Source organism: Chitinophaga sp. HK235 (genome assembly GCF_018255755.1).
Classification (GTDB): domain Bacteria; phylum Bacteroidota; class Bacteroidia; order Chitinophagales; family Chitinophagaceae; genus Chitinophaga.
This window is the reverse complement of record NZ_CP073766.1, coordinates 7,467,182-7,486,253: the sequence shown is the minus strand read 5'-3', so window position 1 is coordinate 7,486,253 and position 19,072 is coordinate 7,467,182. Positions and strand designations below refer to the sequence as shown.

12 protein-coding genes and 1 pseudogene are annotated in these 19,072 nt (G+C 46.0%); 5 read left to right on the top strand and 8 right to left on the bottom strand.

Features of this window, described 5'->3' with window-relative positions:
- Positions 1-23 precede the first annotated feature (23 nt).
- Genes KD145_RS28785 through KD145_RS28775 form a run of 3 tightly spaced genes read left to right on the top strand, consistent with a single transcriptional unit; the run spans position 24 to position 7,914 of the window.
- Positions 24-3,251, top strand: a complete 3,228-nt coding sequence (locus KD145_RS28785) for a YD repeat-containing protein (RefSeq protein WP_212003255.1) — start codon at positions 24-26, stop codon at positions 3,249-3,251.
- Positions 3,252-3,277: 26 nt separating this feature from the next.
- Positions 3,278-7,651, top strand: coding sequence for a DUF6443 domain-containing protein (locus KD145_RS28780; RefSeq protein WP_212003254.1), 4,374 nt, complete (start codon positions 3,278-3,280; stop codon positions 7,649-7,651).
- The gene (locus tag KD145_RS28775) at positions 7,645-7,914 is read left to right on the top strand and encodes a hypothetical protein (protein ID WP_212003253.1); all 270 of its coding nucleotides are present in this window, start codon (positions 7,645-7,647) and stop codon (positions 7,912-7,914) included. Before KD145_RS28780 ends, KD145_RS28775 begins: the two co-directional genes overlap by 7 nt.
- A 70-nt stretch (positions 7,915-7,984) precedes the next feature.
- Here KD145_RS28775 and KD145_RS32525 read toward each other — a convergent pair whose 3' ends face one another.
- Together KD145_RS32525 and KD145_RS32625 are read right to left on the bottom strand one after the other, a co-directional pair.
- Positions 7,985-8,110, bottom strand: a complete 126-nt coding sequence (locus KD145_RS32525; protein WP_256441237.1) for a hypothetical protein — start codon at positions 8,108-8,110, stop codon at positions 7,985-7,987.
- A gap of 77 nt (positions 8,111-8,187) precedes the next feature.
- Positions 8,188-8,244 (bottom strand): annotated as a pseudogene (locus tag KD145_RS32625) (hypothetical protein); the annotation flags it as partial.
- A gap of 289 nt (positions 8,245-8,533) precedes the next feature.
- Here KD145_RS32625 and KD145_RS28765 point away from each other — a divergent pair.
- Positions 8,534-8,950, top strand: coding sequence for a hypothetical protein (locus KD145_RS28765; protein ID WP_212003251.1), 417 nt, complete (start codon positions 8,534-8,536; stop codon positions 8,948-8,950).
- 251 nt (positions 8,951-9,201) lie between these two features.
- Entirely contained in the window at positions 9,202-9,561 is a 360-nt protein-coding gene (locus KD145_RS28760) for a hypothetical protein (RefSeq protein WP_212003250.1), read from the top strand.
- Positions 9,562-9,656: 95 nt separating this feature from the next.
- Here the strand turns inward: KD145_RS28760 and KD145_RS28755 are convergent, their stop codons facing one another.
- From KD145_RS28755 to KD145_RS28730, 6 genes are all read right to left on the bottom strand, one after another.
- On the bottom strand, positions 9,657-10,691 hold the full coding sequence (locus KD145_RS28755; RefSeq protein WP_212003249.1) for an endonuclease/exonuclease/phosphatase family protein: 1,035 nt from the start codon (positions 10,689-10,691) through the stop codon (positions 9,657-9,659).
- Positions 10,692-10,698: 7 nt separating this feature from the next.
- Positions 10,699-12,234: a SusD/RagB family nutrient-binding outer membrane lipoprotein gene (locus KD145_RS28750; RefSeq protein ID WP_212003248.1), complete on the bottom strand. Its 1,536-nt coding sequence runs from the start codon at positions 12,232-12,234 to the stop codon at positions 10,699-10,701.
- A gap of 11 nt (positions 12,235-12,245) precedes the next feature.
- A complete protein-coding gene (locus KD145_RS28745) occupies positions 12,246-15,623 on the bottom strand; it encodes a SusC/RagA family TonB-linked outer membrane protein (RefSeq protein WP_212003247.1) in 3,378 nt (1,125 codons plus the stop codon).
- Between the two features lie 118 nt (positions 15,624-15,741).
- Complete coding sequence (locus KD145_RS28740; protein ID WP_249219863.1) at positions 15,742-16,938, bottom strand: FecR family protein; 1,197 nt, start codon at positions 16,936-16,938, stop codon at positions 15,742-15,744.
- 119 nt (positions 16,939-17,057) lie between these two features.
- Positions 17,058-17,663: an RNA polymerase sigma factor gene (locus KD145_RS28735; protein WP_212003245.1), complete on the bottom strand. Its 606-nt coding sequence runs from the start codon at positions 17,661-17,663 to the stop codon at positions 17,058-17,060.
- A 227-nt stretch (positions 17,664-17,890) separates the two neighbouring features.
- Positions 17,891-19,060 (bottom strand): TlpA disulfide reductase family protein, encoded by a 1,170-nt coding sequence (locus KD145_RS28730; RefSeq protein WP_212003244.1) that lies wholly within the window; start codon positions 19,058-19,060, stop codon positions 17,891-17,893.
- Positions 19,061-19,072 lie beyond the last annotated feature (12 nt).

The following is a 19,072-nucleotide window of genomic DNA, read 5'->3' as shown; positions in this document are numbered from 1 at the left end:
CTGACCTATACATCATTGTTGTTATGTTTTGTAAATCCCCTGTACTCAGCTTGTTCCTATGCATGCTGTTTTTCAACGCCACAGCACAATTTCAGAATAGTATCCCTCAGGTCAAACCGCTTTCTCCGGACGCTGCGTCTCTTTTCAAAGTGCTGGAACGGCCTGTTGGCAATTATACCGGAACAGTCCCCATCAGTTTCCCTTTAATGAGTCTGCAAAGCGGATCTTTGAGTGCCGCACTATCATTGGAATACAACAGTACAGGAGGTATCAGGGTGGAAGAAGCGCCTGGTTGTGTAGGCCAGGGGTTTAGCCTGTCTGATGGAGCAGGCAGAATTGTACAAACGGTGAATGGAATAGAAGATGACAGAACATCGGGCCGTTTAAGTAATATTCATAAGCCTTCTGCTTTTGGTTGCACCGATATGCTGGATGTCCTGGCTGCCACAGCCAGTCCCCGGGACCTAGAACCGGATGCTTTCTATTACAACTTTAACGGTAAGAGCGGAAAGTTTCTGTTCCGGGAAGATGGTAGCATTGTACTTTCTGATAACGCCGGTATTAAGATAGAATATGATACCACTAGTATTCCTAATAATGGCATCCGGCAATGGATCATTACGGATGAAAACGGACGAAAATACTATTTCGGTAAAAGTAAAAACAAAGCCATTACCTATTACACCACCAGTAATTACACATATACAAGTGTAAACAATTCCGGCAATACAAAGCCGGGGGTATCTTCCTATACCTGGTACCTGACGGAAGTGTATGACATGAATGAAGAGAGTTCCCTGAAATACAGTTACGTACCCTCTGCCGGGATTATGACGACTGTTTCCGGCGGTTTCTGGCCGGTAGCACCATTGAGTGACCTTACGGGGTTTAATACTGTCGGGGATATGGCGATAGTACAGACCGGAGTAAATGAATATCAGCTTTCCCGTATTGATGGCAGTAGTGGTTATATCCTGTTAAACACCGACACCAACCGGCAGGATGGGAACATATGGGCGAGGAAAGTAAACAGTATTGAATTATACGATCCAAACGGAACACTCAGAAAGCGGATTGCTTTTAACCTGGGGTATTTTAGTGCGGTGGCGGATATTTCTGTCAGAAGGCTCAAATTGAATGGCTTCACCGAATCAGGTGGTGCCGGATCAGATAGTGCGGTGTATAAGTTTGAATACAATGAGATGGATAATCTCCCTGCGAGAGGATCTAATGCGGTGGACCATTGGGGATATTTCAACAATAAATACAATCCCACTTCATATCCAGGGTTTGTGTACCAATATGGTGGCGTCACTTACCGGCGTTCAGGGATAGACCGGTCTGCAGTACCGGCTTATGCAGCGGCCAATATACTCACCAAAATCACTTTCCCTACCGGCGGATACCGGGAATTCGTATACGAAGGAAATACGGCGTTGCAAATCACTGCCTGGGAATATTATCCGGAAGAACAATACACACAGCAACGGAGTTTTAACCGGACAGACTTCAATTATTACAATGATCCGCTTCCCTGTATGCAACATCAGTTCTCCATTAACAGTACCGATGGAGGGGCTATGTTCAATTACACACTTAACAGCGGTGCAGGTTATTGCAATAGCTATCATGTAAAGTTATTTCAACTGAGTTATCCCGGTGATACCTATGGTTACCAGATATATGATCTCTATAATACACCCATGATGACATGGGACCTGCCCAATGGATATTACCGAATGGAAGTATATAAAAGCGATGATTTCTGCTCTATGGCTACACTCAGTGGCAACTGGGTAGAATCCACTTTAAGTAAGGATAATATTACCACTCCCAATGGAAGCTTTAATAAAAACAACCTGAATGTTGGTGGCGTAAGGATAAAGGAAATCCGGGACTATGATCCGGTAAGCAATAAAATCAGCACCACAAAATACAAATATCAGTTATACTCCACTGATTCTGCATACACCAGCGGGTTGCTGATAACACCATTGCATCTGATTACACTGGAGAATCCAGGCGCGGTGAACGGGTATTTCCTGGCTTTGCATACTTCTTCTGCCTATCCGCTGGCATCGCAGGGCGGATCATATGTGGTATATCCAGAGGTAAGAACTATTGAAGAGGGCAATGGTTGGGTGGACAGAACCTTCAGCTTTGTGCAGGACGGCCTTTCCGATGCATTTCCCCTGGTACCCCCTGCGGATAATAGTCATCTGAGAGGCTGGTTGTTGAAAGAACGTTTTTACAGCCAGAGCGGCACGTTGTTAAAAAGCACTACCTATAGTTACGATGTTGGGTACCAGGGAGCCGCACCAGGTGTAAGGTTTAAGCCGTACTACCAGGATATTATGGATAATAACGGGACATGCAGGGAATGGCCCCGGAATTCGAATGAAGTACCTTATACTGCTACCTGTAACTACTATTATGCCACGGTAGGCAGTTATCTGCTCTATAGCAAAACAGACTCACTGTTTACACCGGCAGGTACGTTTGTGACTACTACGATCAATAATTATGATATCTATAAAGATCAGCGGTTGCTTCGGAGAGTACAAACCTCGCAGAGTGACGGGAGCATAAAAAGCAGCACCTATCATTATCCTTTTGCGGCCAATACAGATTTTGTCTGGGGGCTCGCATCTGCTGAACAAAATATGAAAACCACCCTGCTGGGTAAAAATTATCTGCAGCCGTTAGAAAACGTGGATTCAGTAGCCACCACAATTACCAGCGGCGGAAAAATCAGCTTCAGTTTATTCAATGTGGATAAGATCCATCCAGGTATTTATCGTCAGTATAATACCCCGCAGGGCTATACAGAAACGAATTTTTCAGCTTATGATGAGAAGGGGAATCTCACAGAACAATTTAAGACCGGTGATACCAAAGAAGTCTACCTCTGGGGATATAACAACAGTTACCCGATAGCTAAAGTAACCGGAAGTACTTATTCCGCTGTAGCCGCATTGGTCACTAATGCCGTTATCCAACAGACGAATATCACAGACGCGGCTATGCGTGCAGAGTTAAATAAAATCCGCACCGGGCTTGCCGGAACTCCTGCACTGGTGACTACCTATACCTATGCACCGCAGCTGGGCATGACCTCTGCCACAGACCCTTCCGGAAAGATTACGTTTTACGAATACGACAGCAATGGCAGGTTGAAACTTATCCGTGACCAGGACGGCAATATCCTGAAACAGCTGGATTACCAATATCAGCAGCCTGTAACACAATAGCGTTAACCTCTTAAAAAACAGCTTGTATGCGTCATTCATGGATACTGTTTTTATGTCTGCTGTCTGTCGTTTCCCTTTCTGCACAGAATAAGCCCGGAGGCGGTGTTATTCCTTCCGCTGTGCCAGTGGCTATTCCCGGAGCCTATACCGGTGCAAAAATTAATTATATCCGCACCAGGGAACCCTCTATGCCGGTTTCCAATCCAACTACAGTAGTTAATGCCGGCAGTATTGACCAGGTGAAACAACAGACCCAATATTTTGATGGGCTGGGTCGCCCTCTGCAAACAGTGGTAAAAGGCATCAGCTCTTCCGGCAAAGACCTGGTGACGCCAGTTATCTATGATGATTATGGCAGAGTACAATATGGTTATCTGCCATATGTTTCTCCGGGCAATGGAGATGGTAAGTTTAAAACGGATCCGTTTAATGCCCAGGCACAATTTCATTTGAATAATGCTAATGCTCTTGGCTCTGGAGAACGCATCTATTATAGCCGAACGGCTTATGAGGCTTCGCCACTTAACCGGGTATTGAAGACTTACACGGCTGGTAATAGCTGGGCCCTGGAAGGAGGCAACAAACCTGTTGAACAACAGGTATCGGTGAATACAACCGCAGATGCAGTCCGTATCTGGCGTATAGCAGCAGGAGATCTGTTTCCTGCCAGCACAAACGTATACACGCCAGGGACTTTGTTAAAAAATGTAACAATTAATGAGCAGGGAGAGCGGGTAGTAACCTTTACCGACAAGGCGGGTCATATAATACTAAAGCGTATTGCATTGTCTGCAACAGTCACTGATGGCCATATCGGATGGTTATGCACTTATTACGTGTACGATGACAATGAAAATCTGCGTAGTGTGATTCCGCCCAGGGCCGTGGAACTGATGGTCAGCACCTGGACACCGGCTTCTGTAAAAGACTTATGCTTTTTCTATCGCTATGATGAACGTAAGCGGATGATCATGAAAAAAGTGCCGGACGCAGATTCATCAGAGATGGTATATGATATACGGGACAGATTGGTATTTTCGAGAGATGGCAACCTGCAGAACCAGTGGCTGGCCACTTTTTACGATGAGGTGAACAGACCTGTAATGACGACTTTGTACAATACCAGCGCCGGAAGAGCCGCCCTGCAGACCAGTATAAACAGTGCTACAAATGGAACGCAAACTTTTACCCATGTGGTTCCCCCTGTTACAGATCTTGTGGTGGCTTCTTTTGATGGGAGAGCCAGGTATGTTGCGGCGAAGAGTATCATAACAGAAGGTAGTTTTGATACAGGGATAGGAGCATCTACACTGATGGAAATAGATAGCACCGCCAGTCAGGCGACCGTCAGTGTAAACGTTAACAATCCTTTGCCGGGTATTAACAGCGGAGACCTGGTACCACTTACCTACATCTTCTATGATAACTATGATTTTCCGGGAGCTCAAACTTTCCAGTCCGGCGAAGCTGTCTATACAAAAGCTGGCAGCAATCCCTATCCCGTAAGCAACAGTGCTGCCAGTAATTATACCAAAGGTGTGTTGACCGGTACACGCGTCAAAGTACTGGGCACCATCGACCAGTGGATCGTCACTACCCTCTATTATGATGATAAGGGTCGGACCATCCAGCAGCTAAGTACTAACGCAAGCGGGGGAACGGATATCACCACCAATTTATATGATTTCAATGGTAAGCTGTTAAGCAGCTATCTTCGGCATCATAACCTGCGCAGCGGCACTACCCCGGAGCTCAAGGTGCTCACCATGCTGCATTATGACGCGGCAGGAAGATTGGATTCAGTAAAGAAGCAGCTTAATGATACCAGTGCATTCAAAACGGTAGCTGTTAACACCTATGATGAGCTGGGCCGTCTTCGTAACAAACGTATAGGTGTTACCGGTACCACACAGCTGGAAACACTTACCTACGACTATACCCAACAAGGCTCGCTGAAAGGCATCAACCGGGATTATGTCAACACTCCCGGTAGTACGACTAATTGGTTTGGTGAAGAGTTGAACTATGATCAGGGCTTTACCCTTAATCAGCTGAATGGCAACATCTCCGGTGCCAAATGGAAGAGCCGGGGAGATGGTATTACCCGTTCCTATGGCTATAGTTATGATCCGGTAAGCCGTCTCACAGTAGCCGATTTCACTCAGCAGAACAGCGGCAGTAACAACTGGACCAATGACCAGATTGACTTCTCTGTGAAAGATCTTTCCTATGATGCTAATGGAAATATTCAGTACATGATCCAAAAGGGAATGACCGCCAATCTGATACAAACCATTGACAGCCTGAAATACGGTTATGTTGCTAATAGCAATAAGCTCTCTTTCGTCACCGACCGGAAAAACAACCCTCAGAGTCAGCTGGGTGATTTTAAAGAAATCAACAACGACGAAAGTGTAGACTACACCTATGATCAGAATGGTAATCTGACTAGCGATAACAATAAGCACATCACGGGAATCACCTATAATCATTTAAATCTTCCGCAAACCATCACCATCCCCGGTAAGGGCAACATTAGCTATCAGTACGACGCTTCAGGTAACAAACTGAGAAAAGAGGTGACAGATATCAGCAGTGGTATCTCTAAAACCACCACCACAGACTATATAGCAGGTATGGTCTATCAAAATGACACCCTGCAGTTCCTGGCCCATGAAGAAGGTCGTATCCGCGCTTTAATGACAGCAGGCAATCCTGTTGCCTTCCGTTATGATTACTTTCTCAAAGACCACCTGGGCAATGTGCGTACGGTACTGACAGAACAGACAGACTTTTCGATGTACGCAGCTACTATGGAGGCTGGAGCTGCCGCGAAAGAAAATACATTATTCAGTAACATCGACAATACGCGGGTGAACAAACCTTCGGGTTACCCTACAGATGAGAGTGCGGGAGCCAATGCCTCAGTCGCCAAGCTTACTGCCGCAGATGGTGGCCGGAAGATCGGCCCTTCCCTGGTGCTCCGTGTGATGGCAGGAGATACTATCCAATTAGGCGTAAAGGCACTTTATAAATCCCCCGGCCCAGGCAAGAAGTCCTCAGCTGATGTCCCGGCGGAGGCCATGCTGGCAGATCTTATCCATACCTTTACTCCGGGAGATCAGATGGCTGGTACACATAGTGCAGCTACAGAGCGCCCGTTCACTCCTTTTGACAAAGACTTCTATAACAATCATTACCAACAGTTAAAAGATAACAACACCGACAAAACACAACCCACGCGCCCTCGAGCCTATTTAAATTTTGTGATGTTTGATGAACAATTTAAATTAGTAGAAGACAACAGTGGTGTTCGACAAGTTAAAACAGCCCCGGATCAGCTTCAGACATTATCTACAGACAAAATACCCATTCAACGGAATGGGTACCTGTACGTATATACGAGTAATGAAACCCAGGAAGCACTGTTCTTTGATAATTTATTGGTGAGCCAGATCAGCGGCCCCTTGCTGGAGGAGACGCATTATTATCCGTTTGGGTTAACGATGGCGGGGATATCTTATAATGCACTCAAAGGATTGAAGTATCCGGAGAATAGGAAAAAGTATAACGGTATAGAGTATACTAATGATCTGGATATTGATATATATGATGCACAATTTAGGAATCTGGATCCGCAGATAGGCAGGTGGAACCAGATAGATCCGAAGATTGGGAATATGGAGGCATGGTCTCCGTATGCCTCTAACTATGATAACCCAATTAGGTATAAAGACTTTTTAGGGGATGAGCCAGATGGGCCAGGAGATCCTATTAAACAGGTTGGACTGGTTACAGGCAGGGAGTATACCTTGACCGCTCCAACAGATCTCGGATCTTCGCTTAAGTTTGCAGGACAATATGTCTTAGGTACAGTAACTGAATTTGTCGCAGGTGTAAATCAAAATTTAAATCCAGTTTATTTTGCTGGAAATGGTGCGCAAGCTCTGGTTACTGGTAAAGACCTTCAGACTGGCCAACCTATGAATAAGGCTGATGCAACGATTAGTATTTTGTCCGCTATTCCTGTAGGTAAGGCCTTTCAAATGTTAGGGAAGTTATCAGGGGCTGCTGAAGGAATGGTTATGAGGACAACAGGTCAGGCAGCGGAACAAGCGACTAAATTAAATTTGGGAGCATATAATGATGCTCTTGGTTTGGCGAAAACATCGGGAGGAGACTTTGCTAAAGCAGCTGAAGCGACTAGGGTATTCGCAGGAGATATTAACAAGAGTTTTGTAAAGAATCTAAAATCGGAAGGAATTGTTACCAAGCAAGGCTTAAAGCAATATCAAGGCCAGTTAATGGAGGCAATTGAAAAATTTAAAACCAGAGAGAAAGATTACTCCGTTCAACAAGCACGTTTGGAAACGATTAATAAAGTATTAAAGCTATGGTAAATACAGATTTGATTTTAAAATTTGAAAACACAACGGAAGAGCCTTTGTTGATTATTATAGATCCGCCTTGTACAGATTATAAATTAGAGCCTGGACAAAGTTTGAAATTAAAAATAGTTGACTATAAAAGTTGCGAGGATGATGTTAGTAATATCATTGATGTTAGATATTCTACTCCGAATGCAATTAATATTGATATTAACTATAGTTTTAGATTAATTGTTGTTATTAATAATGAAGAGGAAGTGATATGGGGTTTTTAATGTAGGCAATAATTAAGGCAGTATAAATGTCATAGAATAGCCGCAGGTCAGCACTTGCGGCTGTTACATTTTATGCTTTTAATTTTTTAGAGGTAGTTGTAAGTTGAGCTTCTTTAAGGAATGCATCCACCACGCGCAGAATCGTATTACGGTCTTCTTCTGAGATTTTATCCAGCAGCTCCAAGCGATAGAGCATTTTTTATCCTTCACTAAAAAGGTCGTGTTACCCACGAGATAATCCAGGCTTACATCCAGTGCGTCCGCAATCTTGGCGGCTACTTCTACAGATGGCGTAATCTCATTACGCTCATAACGGGCCAATGATAGCACCGGAGGTGCCTACAGCCTTACCGAGTTCGTCCCGGTTAAGATCCTTCTCTTTACGCAGTTGTACTATTTTAGTACCTAAATCCATACCTGATAAACTTTTGTACTGTCGCGCTTCCGTCCGGGAGAACAGATGATGTGATCAGCGTCAGAACATAGGCTGGACATAGGATCTATGGTCAACGGGAGAATATACCATCAGCAGCAGTAACACATCATCTGTCCTCCCGGACGGTGTTTTATTAAACCTTGTATCAACTTTTTTTATCCTTTAACTTTTAAACATATAGTTATGAAAAACACACCACTGCAACGTGGCGAGGAAAGCTACGCCCTGCAAGTACCGGAACAGGTACGTTTATTATGCGAACTGCTGGACGCTTACCTGTCAAGGGTTCTACAGGTTTTTATCAATGACCTGGGTCATGATCTTTACGGTACAAACGGCAGTAATGAACGATGGATGGCGATTGATTACTTTACGCACTGCGGTTATGGGCTGCATCTCTATCCGGATAACTTATTTTATGGGGAATGGGTAATGTGGATGTTACTATTTACACTACCAATTAACTTCATAAGTTGGGGAGTGCTATATGGAGATCCAAACCAACATATCATTATGATATTTGTTCAATTTGTTGTTTTTCTTTTAACAGGCTGGGTACTATTTAGGCTTATTTTTAAAAGATATACTACTATCAAGTAAGGCATGGAGAGGCTGTCTGAAACTCAGGGCGCATCGAGTGTATAAAGGATGTGCTGTTTACCTTCTTCCGGAAAGGAGGCGATATCATTGAACCGCTTAAGCATGGTTTGGTCTTTAAGTACACCCTGCTTTTTAAAACCCTACGGTAGTCTCAAGAACGTTAGTAATATCATGTTTACTCCAACCCAGCATAAAGAACATACTAGTTGGTGGAATGCAAAAATATGGGATCTCAAAAAACAAATGTAGTTATGCAAGAATATATTAAGTTATTAGAAAAGAACCTCATCATACTTGTCTTATTTTTTCTCTGCAGTTGTAATAACGTTATTGACATAAAAGAGAAAGAAGTGAAAGTCATAAACGTTCCAAATAAGAACTATAGGCTCAGAATTGTCCAATTACCTTCAAATGCAACCATTCAATCATCTATACAAGTAAGGAAGTTTTATAAGAATAAAGAAGATGAAAAAGTATTGCAGGACTACGAGCGGTATAACTCAGTTGACACTGTGCATTTAAGAAATGACAGCACGCTTGTAATGGTTGTAAGGGACACAATAAGCTATTTGGGGGAAAAGCCTGATACCATGTTTTTAAACATAAAGTAACGACAGAAATATCACAGCATATCTGTATTTACTGCAAATAACAAGGCGTCTCAAAAAAATGGAGACGCCTTGTTATTTGCAGTAAATGATATCATCTACCGCGTATTTCTGAGACTAAAAACACTGAATACACCTTTATGATCTGTAGGCCAGGTGCCCACCGGCAACAGAAAACGATCATTACTTTTATCCGCTTCCCGTTGGTTGCGCACAATGCTGCCTGAAGGACCTACCACAGAGCTTTGCTGCAGCGAGAGTTGTTTATCCGGATAAAAATACACAAAATCGATCCGTTCGCGTTCATCGGCATCCGGTGCCCAGGCCAGCTTCTTCACTTCGACCGGCGTATTGTCTGCCGGGAAAGTAAAGCCGGGGTTCTTTTCCGGATGTGGATAGATGGTACGGTAGCTGTCTCTGAAACCTTTGTCGTATAACATACGGGAGCAGGTCCAGGGTACGATCATACCATGATGATCGAAGAGATCTTTGGTGGCAGCGGTCCAGTCGAGATGACTAGCCTCGTTGAAATCACCGCCTAGGAATACCAGGCGTTGCTGCGCAAGATCGTGTGTGGTAGCCTGCAGAAAGGCGGCAATGCCTTCATCCCGTTTGGAAGCCACGTTAGAGGCCATGATAGTATCCAGACTGGTACAGGGGGCCGGCAACTTTTTCCAGGTAACACCGTCATATCCTCTGGGCAGATACACGGCGTAGTTGAGATAGTCCAGATGGGCAGAATATACCGCTACTTCCCTGTCCCCTACTTTTGCCGTGAGTTTGCAGATACTGCCACCTTCGGTGAAGATCACCGCACTGTCTATGATGGGATAACGGCTCAACAGGCCCGCACCCTGACTATAAAAGGAATAGTAGGTTTTACCTTTCTCGCGGAGGGTGGTTGTCAGGCGGTCACAGAAATGGGTGTTGCGGTAGTTGCGCACTTCACTCAGCGTCACAAAATCCGGCGACAGAGCGCTGATCTGTTCGGCGATGGCCTCATAGCCGCCCGGCACCATGGTGCCTTCCTGCCAGATGTTTAACTGTAAAACAGATAAACGTATATCCTTCGCCGTTACAGAGCCTATAAACATCAGCAGCAGTCCTGCTATTAAAATACATCTGTTCAACATATGCGGGTTATTTCAGTATCCACATGATATTATTGGTTTTGTCGGTACCACCGTATTGCCGTTGCAGGGCTTCTTTCAGATTCGCCTGGTTGTAGTCGTATTCATCCTGAGGATACATCCAGCGTACAGGCATCTGGGTTTTATCGTCCTGATTGAGGCTGGTAGCCGGATTCACAGGCAGTGCCGGATAACCGGTACGACGGCATTCATAATACGCGTCCCATGGATGCTGCATAAAATACAGGATGTACTTCTGCACATAAATCTGTTTCAGCTGCATATCAGCAGTGGTGGCAAAACCAACATCGGTACCGGTAAGATAAGTATTATTGATATAGTCTGCAGTGATCTTTCTGCCGCTATGGTAACGTACATCATCGGGCGTGTTGGTGGCAACAAAGTTCATCGCGGCTTTTACCCCTTCTTCATAAAAGGTTTTGGCATTGCCGCTGGTCCAGCCCAGCACGGCTGCTTCTGCCAGGATGAAGTTCTGCTCTGCATAACCAATGCGGATCACTGGTTCACCGGATACATAATCGGTATAACGAAGGTTATACGCACAGTGTTTACCGGCAGTATAAATTTTAGCAATAACAGAAAACTCAGGTGTAGGATCAGTACCAGGATAAGCATTCCAGTCATCGGCTTTTTTCCCTTCTGTTTTGATGGCATAGGCGGAAGGAGCGGCATAATAAAACAGCCGGTAGTCATTGAATTTTTTCAGGGTATCGATAATCACGCTGGAGATCATGCCGTATGCTGTTCCTTTAAACAAGGTGTTGTTATACGGATAGATCTGTCCGGCTTTGTTGGAATATACAGTCTGCAGGTTGTCGGCATTGCTCCGCAGCAAAGGACTGGTGGTGGCAATCTGCGCAAACTGTTCTTTTATCCGGAGATCGGGATCGGTTACCTTTTTAGAAAGACTGATGAGTACCTTCAGGCGGAAGGAGTTGATCACCCTCCGCCATAGGTCGGCTGAACCGCCCAGCTGGGTAGGATCTCCGGAAAAATTACCTGCGGAAGATAACAGTTTATCTGCATTCTCCAGGTCGGCTAATACCTGCTGCATCACCTTTTTCTGTTCATCATATTTGGGGCGTACATTACCTGTTTCTCCACTCAATGCATCAGAATAGGGAATATCTCCCAGTGACATAGACAGGTAATATAGTTTATAGGCTTTAATAAACAGGCCCAGGCCGGTGTAAGCATTTTTATCTGCAGGAGCAGCCTGGCTGATCATCTTCTGCACGTTGGTCAGTACCTGCATACCGCCCAGCGACGTACGGCCGAAACTGTTATATTGTTCGCTCTGCGCCAGTTCGCCCCAGGCAATATGTTTGCTGACCATATACGGTGTCACAAAACTTTTGCTGGCGCTGGAGCCGGTGATATCCAAAATCAGGTTGGTGGCCAGCAGCGAAGGTGTAACACTGCTGGTGGCGTTTGGATTGGTATTGATCGCATCAAACTTGCTGCAGGCAGGTGTTACCGCCAGATAGGCTGCTGCTGCAAACAGGGTGGTATATATTGCTTTCATTCCGCTATTTTTTAGATATTAACTTTTACGTTGAAGCCCAAATAACGCACAGATGGTGAGTTCAGGTTATCTGATCCTTTGTCCGGATCTGCATTTTTAAATTCCTTCGTCCACAGCAGCACATTCTGTCCTACAAAACCAACAGAAGCATTCCGGATACCCAGACGTTTGCTCACTTTAGCCGGCAGACCATAACTGAGCGCTACTTCACGCAGCTTGAAGAATGTTTGTAAAAAGTAGTTCTGCGGTGCGCCCGTATAGGCGTTGGAGTGATAACGTTTGATATAGGATTCGTAAGATACCTGCTGTGTATTGGGAGCAAAAGTCCTGGTATCACTGAGGATCTTGCCGGTGGCATCTCTTTCTACGGCGCCGCCGGTGACTACTACACCCGAAGCCACATAAGACTTGTTACCATTCACTACTTCATCATAACGCCAGGAGTTATCGCTTTCCTTGCTGGCACCGGAGTTCCACAGGGCCTGGGTAGTATTGGAGTAAGAAGTACCACCTACCCTTCCATCAAAGGAAAAGCTGAAGGAGAAAGTCTTATAACGGAAATTGTTGGTCATGCCCCAGATCCAGTTGGGGTCAGAATAACCCAACACGGTTTCATACGTATTCCTGATCGGGAAACCATTCTGCATGATCATCTGTCCATCAGGAGATTTGGACCAGTCGTTAATGCTGATCCAGTCGTAGCGCGCACCTTCCTGTACCCATGGTTTCTGTGAAGAATAGATGGGGTCCAGTTTGGCATAGTATCTTCTGTCGGTGGCCCAGTTGATCTGCACATCCCAGCCGAAATCTTTTTTATTGATGACGGTACCGTCTACAGTGATCTCCACGCCTTTACGCAGTATTTGTTCCTGACTGTTTACCAGTACGGAGCCAAAGCCGGAAGCACTGCTGACAGTAGAGCTGACGAGGCGGTTGTAGTTGAGCTGGTTGTAACGGGTCACGTCTACGTGTATACGATTTTTCAGGAAACCGGCAGCCAGACCGAATTCGTAGGTACGCACCGTTTGCGGTAACAAATCACTGCTTCTGATGGTGGTAGGGAAGGCAGCGGAATTAAGGCTGTTCCATACGTTGGTTTTGATGCCATAGGTGTTGTTAATTTCAAAAACGGCCGGATCACTTTTTGTTTTGGTCCAGGAGCCGCGCACCTTGGCCAGGTCCATCCATTTGGGCATAGGGATAAATTCGGACAGCACCAGGCTGGATGCCACGGAAGGATAGAAATAAGAACGGTTGGCAGCGGATAAGGTGGAAGACCAGTCATTACGGCCGGTCACGTCTACGAACAGCAGGCTTTTGTAAGACAGCGTCGCCTTGGCGTACAAGCTGTTCACCTGTTTTTTGGAGGAAGACACACCCACAAAGGCGGGGTCAACAGAAGCAAGAATGGAGTAAAAGCCGGGAATGGTGATACCGTTCTGGGTGTTGGCATTGAGCACATCAGTCTGATAATAGTAGAGGGCTCCACCGGCAAGTGCATCTATGCCGAAGTTGCCGATCTTACCGTTACCGGAGAGGATCAGGTCATGGTTGGTGCTGAAGCCGGTGCCTTTGCTGGTAGAGTAATACCCTTTTTTGTTCCATCCGCCTACGGCGCTGATGGCGTTTCTCCAGGTATCAGTGTTGCTGTAGGCATCAAAGCTGTTTCTCAAAGTGGCTTTCAGCCAGGGTTTTATCTGGTAGTTGGCATTGATATAACCGTTGGTGATATCATAAGTGTTGCCATGCAGTATTTCGTTGGCGATGAAATAAGGGTTGTCGTACCAGTTGTTTTCCATCCAGTTCTGGCGGATGTTTTCTTTACCAGCTATCCAGTAGTTTTTGTAGTCTCTCACATCATATTCAGCACCGGTCCACACGACGAGGTTGTACATATAACCGCCGCCGCCATAGCCTGTTCCCACGTTGTTGGGATAGAAGCGCCGGTTGTAGCTGATGCCACCGTTCATATTAAAATTACCGGCATGCATATCACCTGCGATGCTGGCGGTGATTTTATTCAGTTTGGTATTGGGGTACTGGCCCTGGTTGTACACATGCGTCAGGGAAGCGCGGTAGCTACCGAACTTACCGGACTGAGATACGCTGATATTATTATTAAGGACAAAACTTTGCTGAAGGAAATTGTTGAGGTTATTTTTTCCTTTTGACACCAGTGGTGCATCTTCAAACTGATAGGTGGAAGGGTTGTACTGGCTGGCGGTGCGGCCGATGTCCATTTTATCTCCCCATACATAATCACCTACTGCGTATTTACCGCCGGTACCGGAGCTATAACTGTTTTGTACTTTCGGGAAAGCCAGGAAGCCGGCAGTGAACATATTGCTGCTGTTGACCGCAATATCCAGTCCTCCTTCCTTATTGCCTCTTTTGGTAGTGACCATGATGGCACCGTTGCCACCGCGGGAACCATACAGTGCTGAAGCGGTAGCACCTTTCAATACGTCGATGGATTCGATATCATCGGGAGCGATATCACGCAGCGACATGTTGCCATAAGGTACTCCGTCTATTACCAGCAGAGCATTGCTGCCTCTCAGTTGCAGTGTGGGCGCTTCGTTGAATTCAGTACTGTTTTTTACATTCAGACCGGCTACTTTACCGGTGAGGGAGGTAGCAACATCTACAGGTTTTACGGTATTGAGGGAGCTGCCTTTTACTTTTTGTACGGCGTAGCCCAGTGATTTTTCTTCTCTTTTGATACCGAGTGCTGTTACCACTACCTGTTGCAGACTGGTGGAAGATTCTTTGATGGTGATGCTGATGCTGGCGTCGCTGCCTACCGTCACTTCCTGTGTTTCGTAGCCCATCATGCGGACAACCAGTACATCACCGGGATTGGCCGCCAGATGGAACTGTCCGTCGCCGCCGGTGATGATACCTTTTTGAGTGCCTTTAACGGAAACGGATACACCGGGTATACCCATCCCTTTTTCGTCGGTGATCCTTCCGCTGATATCTTTCGTTGCAGGTGCGACGTCAAGCAGGTTGCGGGCGGTATTCCTGGCAGGACGGGGTTTTATAACGACGGTGTTGTATTTGATCTCGTAGGTCAGTGGTTTGTTGGCCAGGCATACATCGAGGAAGTTGCTGAGTGGTTGTTCCTGCGCGTCGATGGTTACCGGCGCGATACCTTTTAATAAGTCAGGATTGTAGAGTACATAAAAACCTGTTTGTTTTTTAATTACGCCAAACACCTCTTCCAGCGTGATGTTGGAGGCTTTAAGGCTTACTTTCTGGGCAGCTACACCAGCATTCACCTGTAAGCTCAGGCATAGCAACAGTACGGCGAAGAGTTTCAACAACAGCTTACTGCCCGGCAATACGCTGTCACTGCGGCGGGGAGTGCCGGCAACAATTTTTTTCATAAGTAATAATCTTTAGTAAAGTGTTAGATGACCCGATTCGATTTGGTAATTGGACCCATAGTCCGCTTTCTACATAGGTGCTTATGTTTCTTTCATGTTCTCTCGATTTATAAATATGTTATTTAGCTTTCCGGGAGATGATGATTCTTTTGCCGGTGGCTGTGAACCGGAGCCGGCCATCTGCTTCCAGCAGTTCCAGCAGGTGCTGTATCCCTTCATGACGGGACATGCCACCGGAGAAGCTGATATCAGCTACATCACCCTGGTATTCTATATCCGCATCATACCATCTTGATATCTGGCGCATAATGGTGCGGATGTTCTGTGATTTGAAAATAAATTCGTCGCGGGTCCATGCCAGCACTTCATCCAGATTGGCATTGTCCACTGTAATGGCGTCGCTGCCGCTACGCAGCGTGGCCTGCTGACCGGGAACGATCTTTACCTGTTGTGTGTTTTTTTCTACCATCACGGCGCCTTCCACCAGGGTAGTTTTCATAACGGGCTCATCTTCATAAGCCATAATATTAAAATGTGTGCCCAGTACTTTGATCCTGGAGCCAGCGGCATCCACTATGAAAGGTTTGTTTTTGTTGGCAGCCACTTCAAAGTATGCTTCGCCTGTAATGCTTACGCTGCGGGTATTACCGCTGAAGGCCACCGGAAACCGGATAGAAGAAGCGGCATTGAGCACGACCTTGGTACCGTCAGACAGTGTAAGCTGGAAACGGCCACCGCGGGGCGTTACAAGCGTATGATACTGTATATCTTCTCCGTTATTGCCTTCATAAGTGAGTTGTCCGTTGGCAGATTTTTGTACTTGTACATTACCCTGCAGTGTAAGCAAACCGTTGCCGGTACTGTCCAGCACGATCTCCTCCCCTCCCGGCAATACCAGTCTGGCTTTGTTGCTGCCTGGCATCAGGGTGCTGACATTGTTGGTGGCCATGGTAGCGGAAGGTGCACGATGCTGTGTCCACCAGTAACCTGCACCGACCATCAGCAGTAACATAGCCGCAGCAGCCCACCAGGTACGCAGGCGTACCAGCCTGCTTTTACGGCCTGGCAACTTATCGGCTCCGATACCGGCTGCTTCAAACAGATCGGCTGCAATCCGGTGCGTGTCGTATGTTTCCAGCTGCAACAAACCTTCCCGGACTACGGGTGCGGCCGTATTTTCCGTTACCAGCTGCCGGTGTGCTGCAGAGCGGTTTTTCCACGCTTCCAGCCTGGCGGCTTCTTCTGCGGTGAGCTGTTCACTGCTGATCAGTTTCGCTATCTCAAATGCCTCCCTTATCTGTTCATCATCCATCATCAAAATAAAACGGCTTTAACTGTAAACACCATCAACATGGGTTTGTACCAGCCTTTAAAAAACTTTTTTAAAAAAAATAATTCAACAGGGAAATGTAAGGACAGATATGGTTATCACCGTCAGGAGCGGAGGTCCGACAGTATGGCGGCAGCAGCCAGTATCTGGGCCACCGTGTAGTCTTTCAGGATACTTCTGAGAATAAGGAGTGCCCGGCTTTTCTGGTTCCGGACTGTTTGGTTGGAGAGTTGCAGCCGGTCGGCCACTTCTTCATTGCTTAATTGTTCCACATAACTTAATATAAATACGCGCCGCATTTTGTCGGGCAGCTGCTCTATCGCACGCCGTACGGCGGCCATCAATTCGGCATGAATGATCTCGCCGGTATCGGCCAGCACAATGTCTTCCTGATGATACATAAATGTTTCGTGACGGGCTTTTTCCCGCTGCTTGCTCCGCAGATAGTTGAGCGAAGCATTCTTTACCGATACATACAAAAACTTCTTAATAGCATCAAAGTCGGTGAAACGGGAAGAAGATTCCCAGATCTTTATAAATATATTGTGAGTGATATCCTGCGCTGCATGCGCATCCTGTACCATTTTCCGGGATATTTCGCAGAAAATGGGGAAATAGACGCGGATAAGGTAATAAAACGCATCACTGTTGCCCTGCTGCAAGAGCGCAAAGCATTGTTCATCTGTCCTGATTTTCTCTCTTACCTGCATGTAACTGCTTTAACACCGATAGGCCGCTGTTCACTGTCAATGAAAAATAGTAATAAAATTCAAAATTGAAAAGAATTACCGGGGAAAATGACAAAACCGGCCATAATTAACCCAAAGATAATGCGGGGGCCTTAAAAAGCATATTACAGGCAGTTATGAGGAAGGATGTGGGGCGGGAGCTAACAAATCGATAATTAGCCCAGGACTTCAGTCCTGGGCTCTCATTTCTACAAACCAAACACCGATTTTAGTTTCTGATCGAGTTCATCCCCGCCGTCACCAACGTGTTTGAACAATACTTTGCCTTCTTTGTCGAGTAGTATCTTGGTGGGGAAACCGTTGATACCGTAGGCCATCACCATGTTGGACTCTTTTTTGTCGTAGTTGTTGAGCACCTGTATCCAGGTCATGCCATCTGATGCGATCGCCCTTAACCAGTCTTTTTTGGCTGTTTCGATATCATCTGATTTTTCTTCAGCGATGCTTACTATTTCCAGTCCTTTGTCTTTGTATTTTTCATACAACGCTTTCAGGTGAGGATGGCTGGCCCTGCAAGGCCCGCACCAGCTGCCCCAGAAATCCAGCAGCACATATTTGCCTTTGAGGGAGGATAACGTGAACGGCTGACCGTGATTGTCTATTTTTGTAAAACCGATCGCTTTGGCGCCTTCGGCTGTAGCTTTGGCACCGGAGATACGGGAAGCTACGTATTTGCCGATATAAGTTTCTTTATAGGTATCCGCCAGTTTATTGTAAGCCTGCTCATAAGCAGAGGCCTCATAATCACCATTCATCCGGCTGAGCAGCATCATGCTGACAAATGATTTAGGATGCTTTTCGATAAACTGTTTGCGCATAGCTACCAGCTCCGCTTTTACTTTGGCATTCTCTGCCAATACCGCTTTAAGTGCCACTGTGTCTTTACGCAGGCCTGTCGATTTTCTCCGTAACTCCCATTCTTTGGCTACCAGCGGTACTTCCAGCTTATGCAGCTCATCCAGCTCTTTATTTTCTTTACCACCTTTTACTGTGCCTTTATAAAGTTCTTCTGCATTGGCGGAGATAGTGATTTCTCCACCGGTGATAATAAAATCCAGTGAAGGAGCAGGCATAAACATACCTCCTTTAACCACCTCAAATCTGGCAGCCGGATGAGAAGAAGTCAGTGTGCCCACTACCGGCTCTGTTACGCTGCCGGTAAAAACAAAACGGTCTCCCGCCTGAGCGACAGCCGTATCCATTATCCGCTTACCATCCGACAGGCGGCTGATGGCCAGTTTATAAGTATCCTGACCTTTCACTTCAGCGGTTACCTTAAATATTTTCTGCTGGGCGATTGTCTGCATTGTTGTAGCCAGCAGTAAACTGCCGGCTACAATCATTGTTTTTTTTATCATGGTTGGTGTATT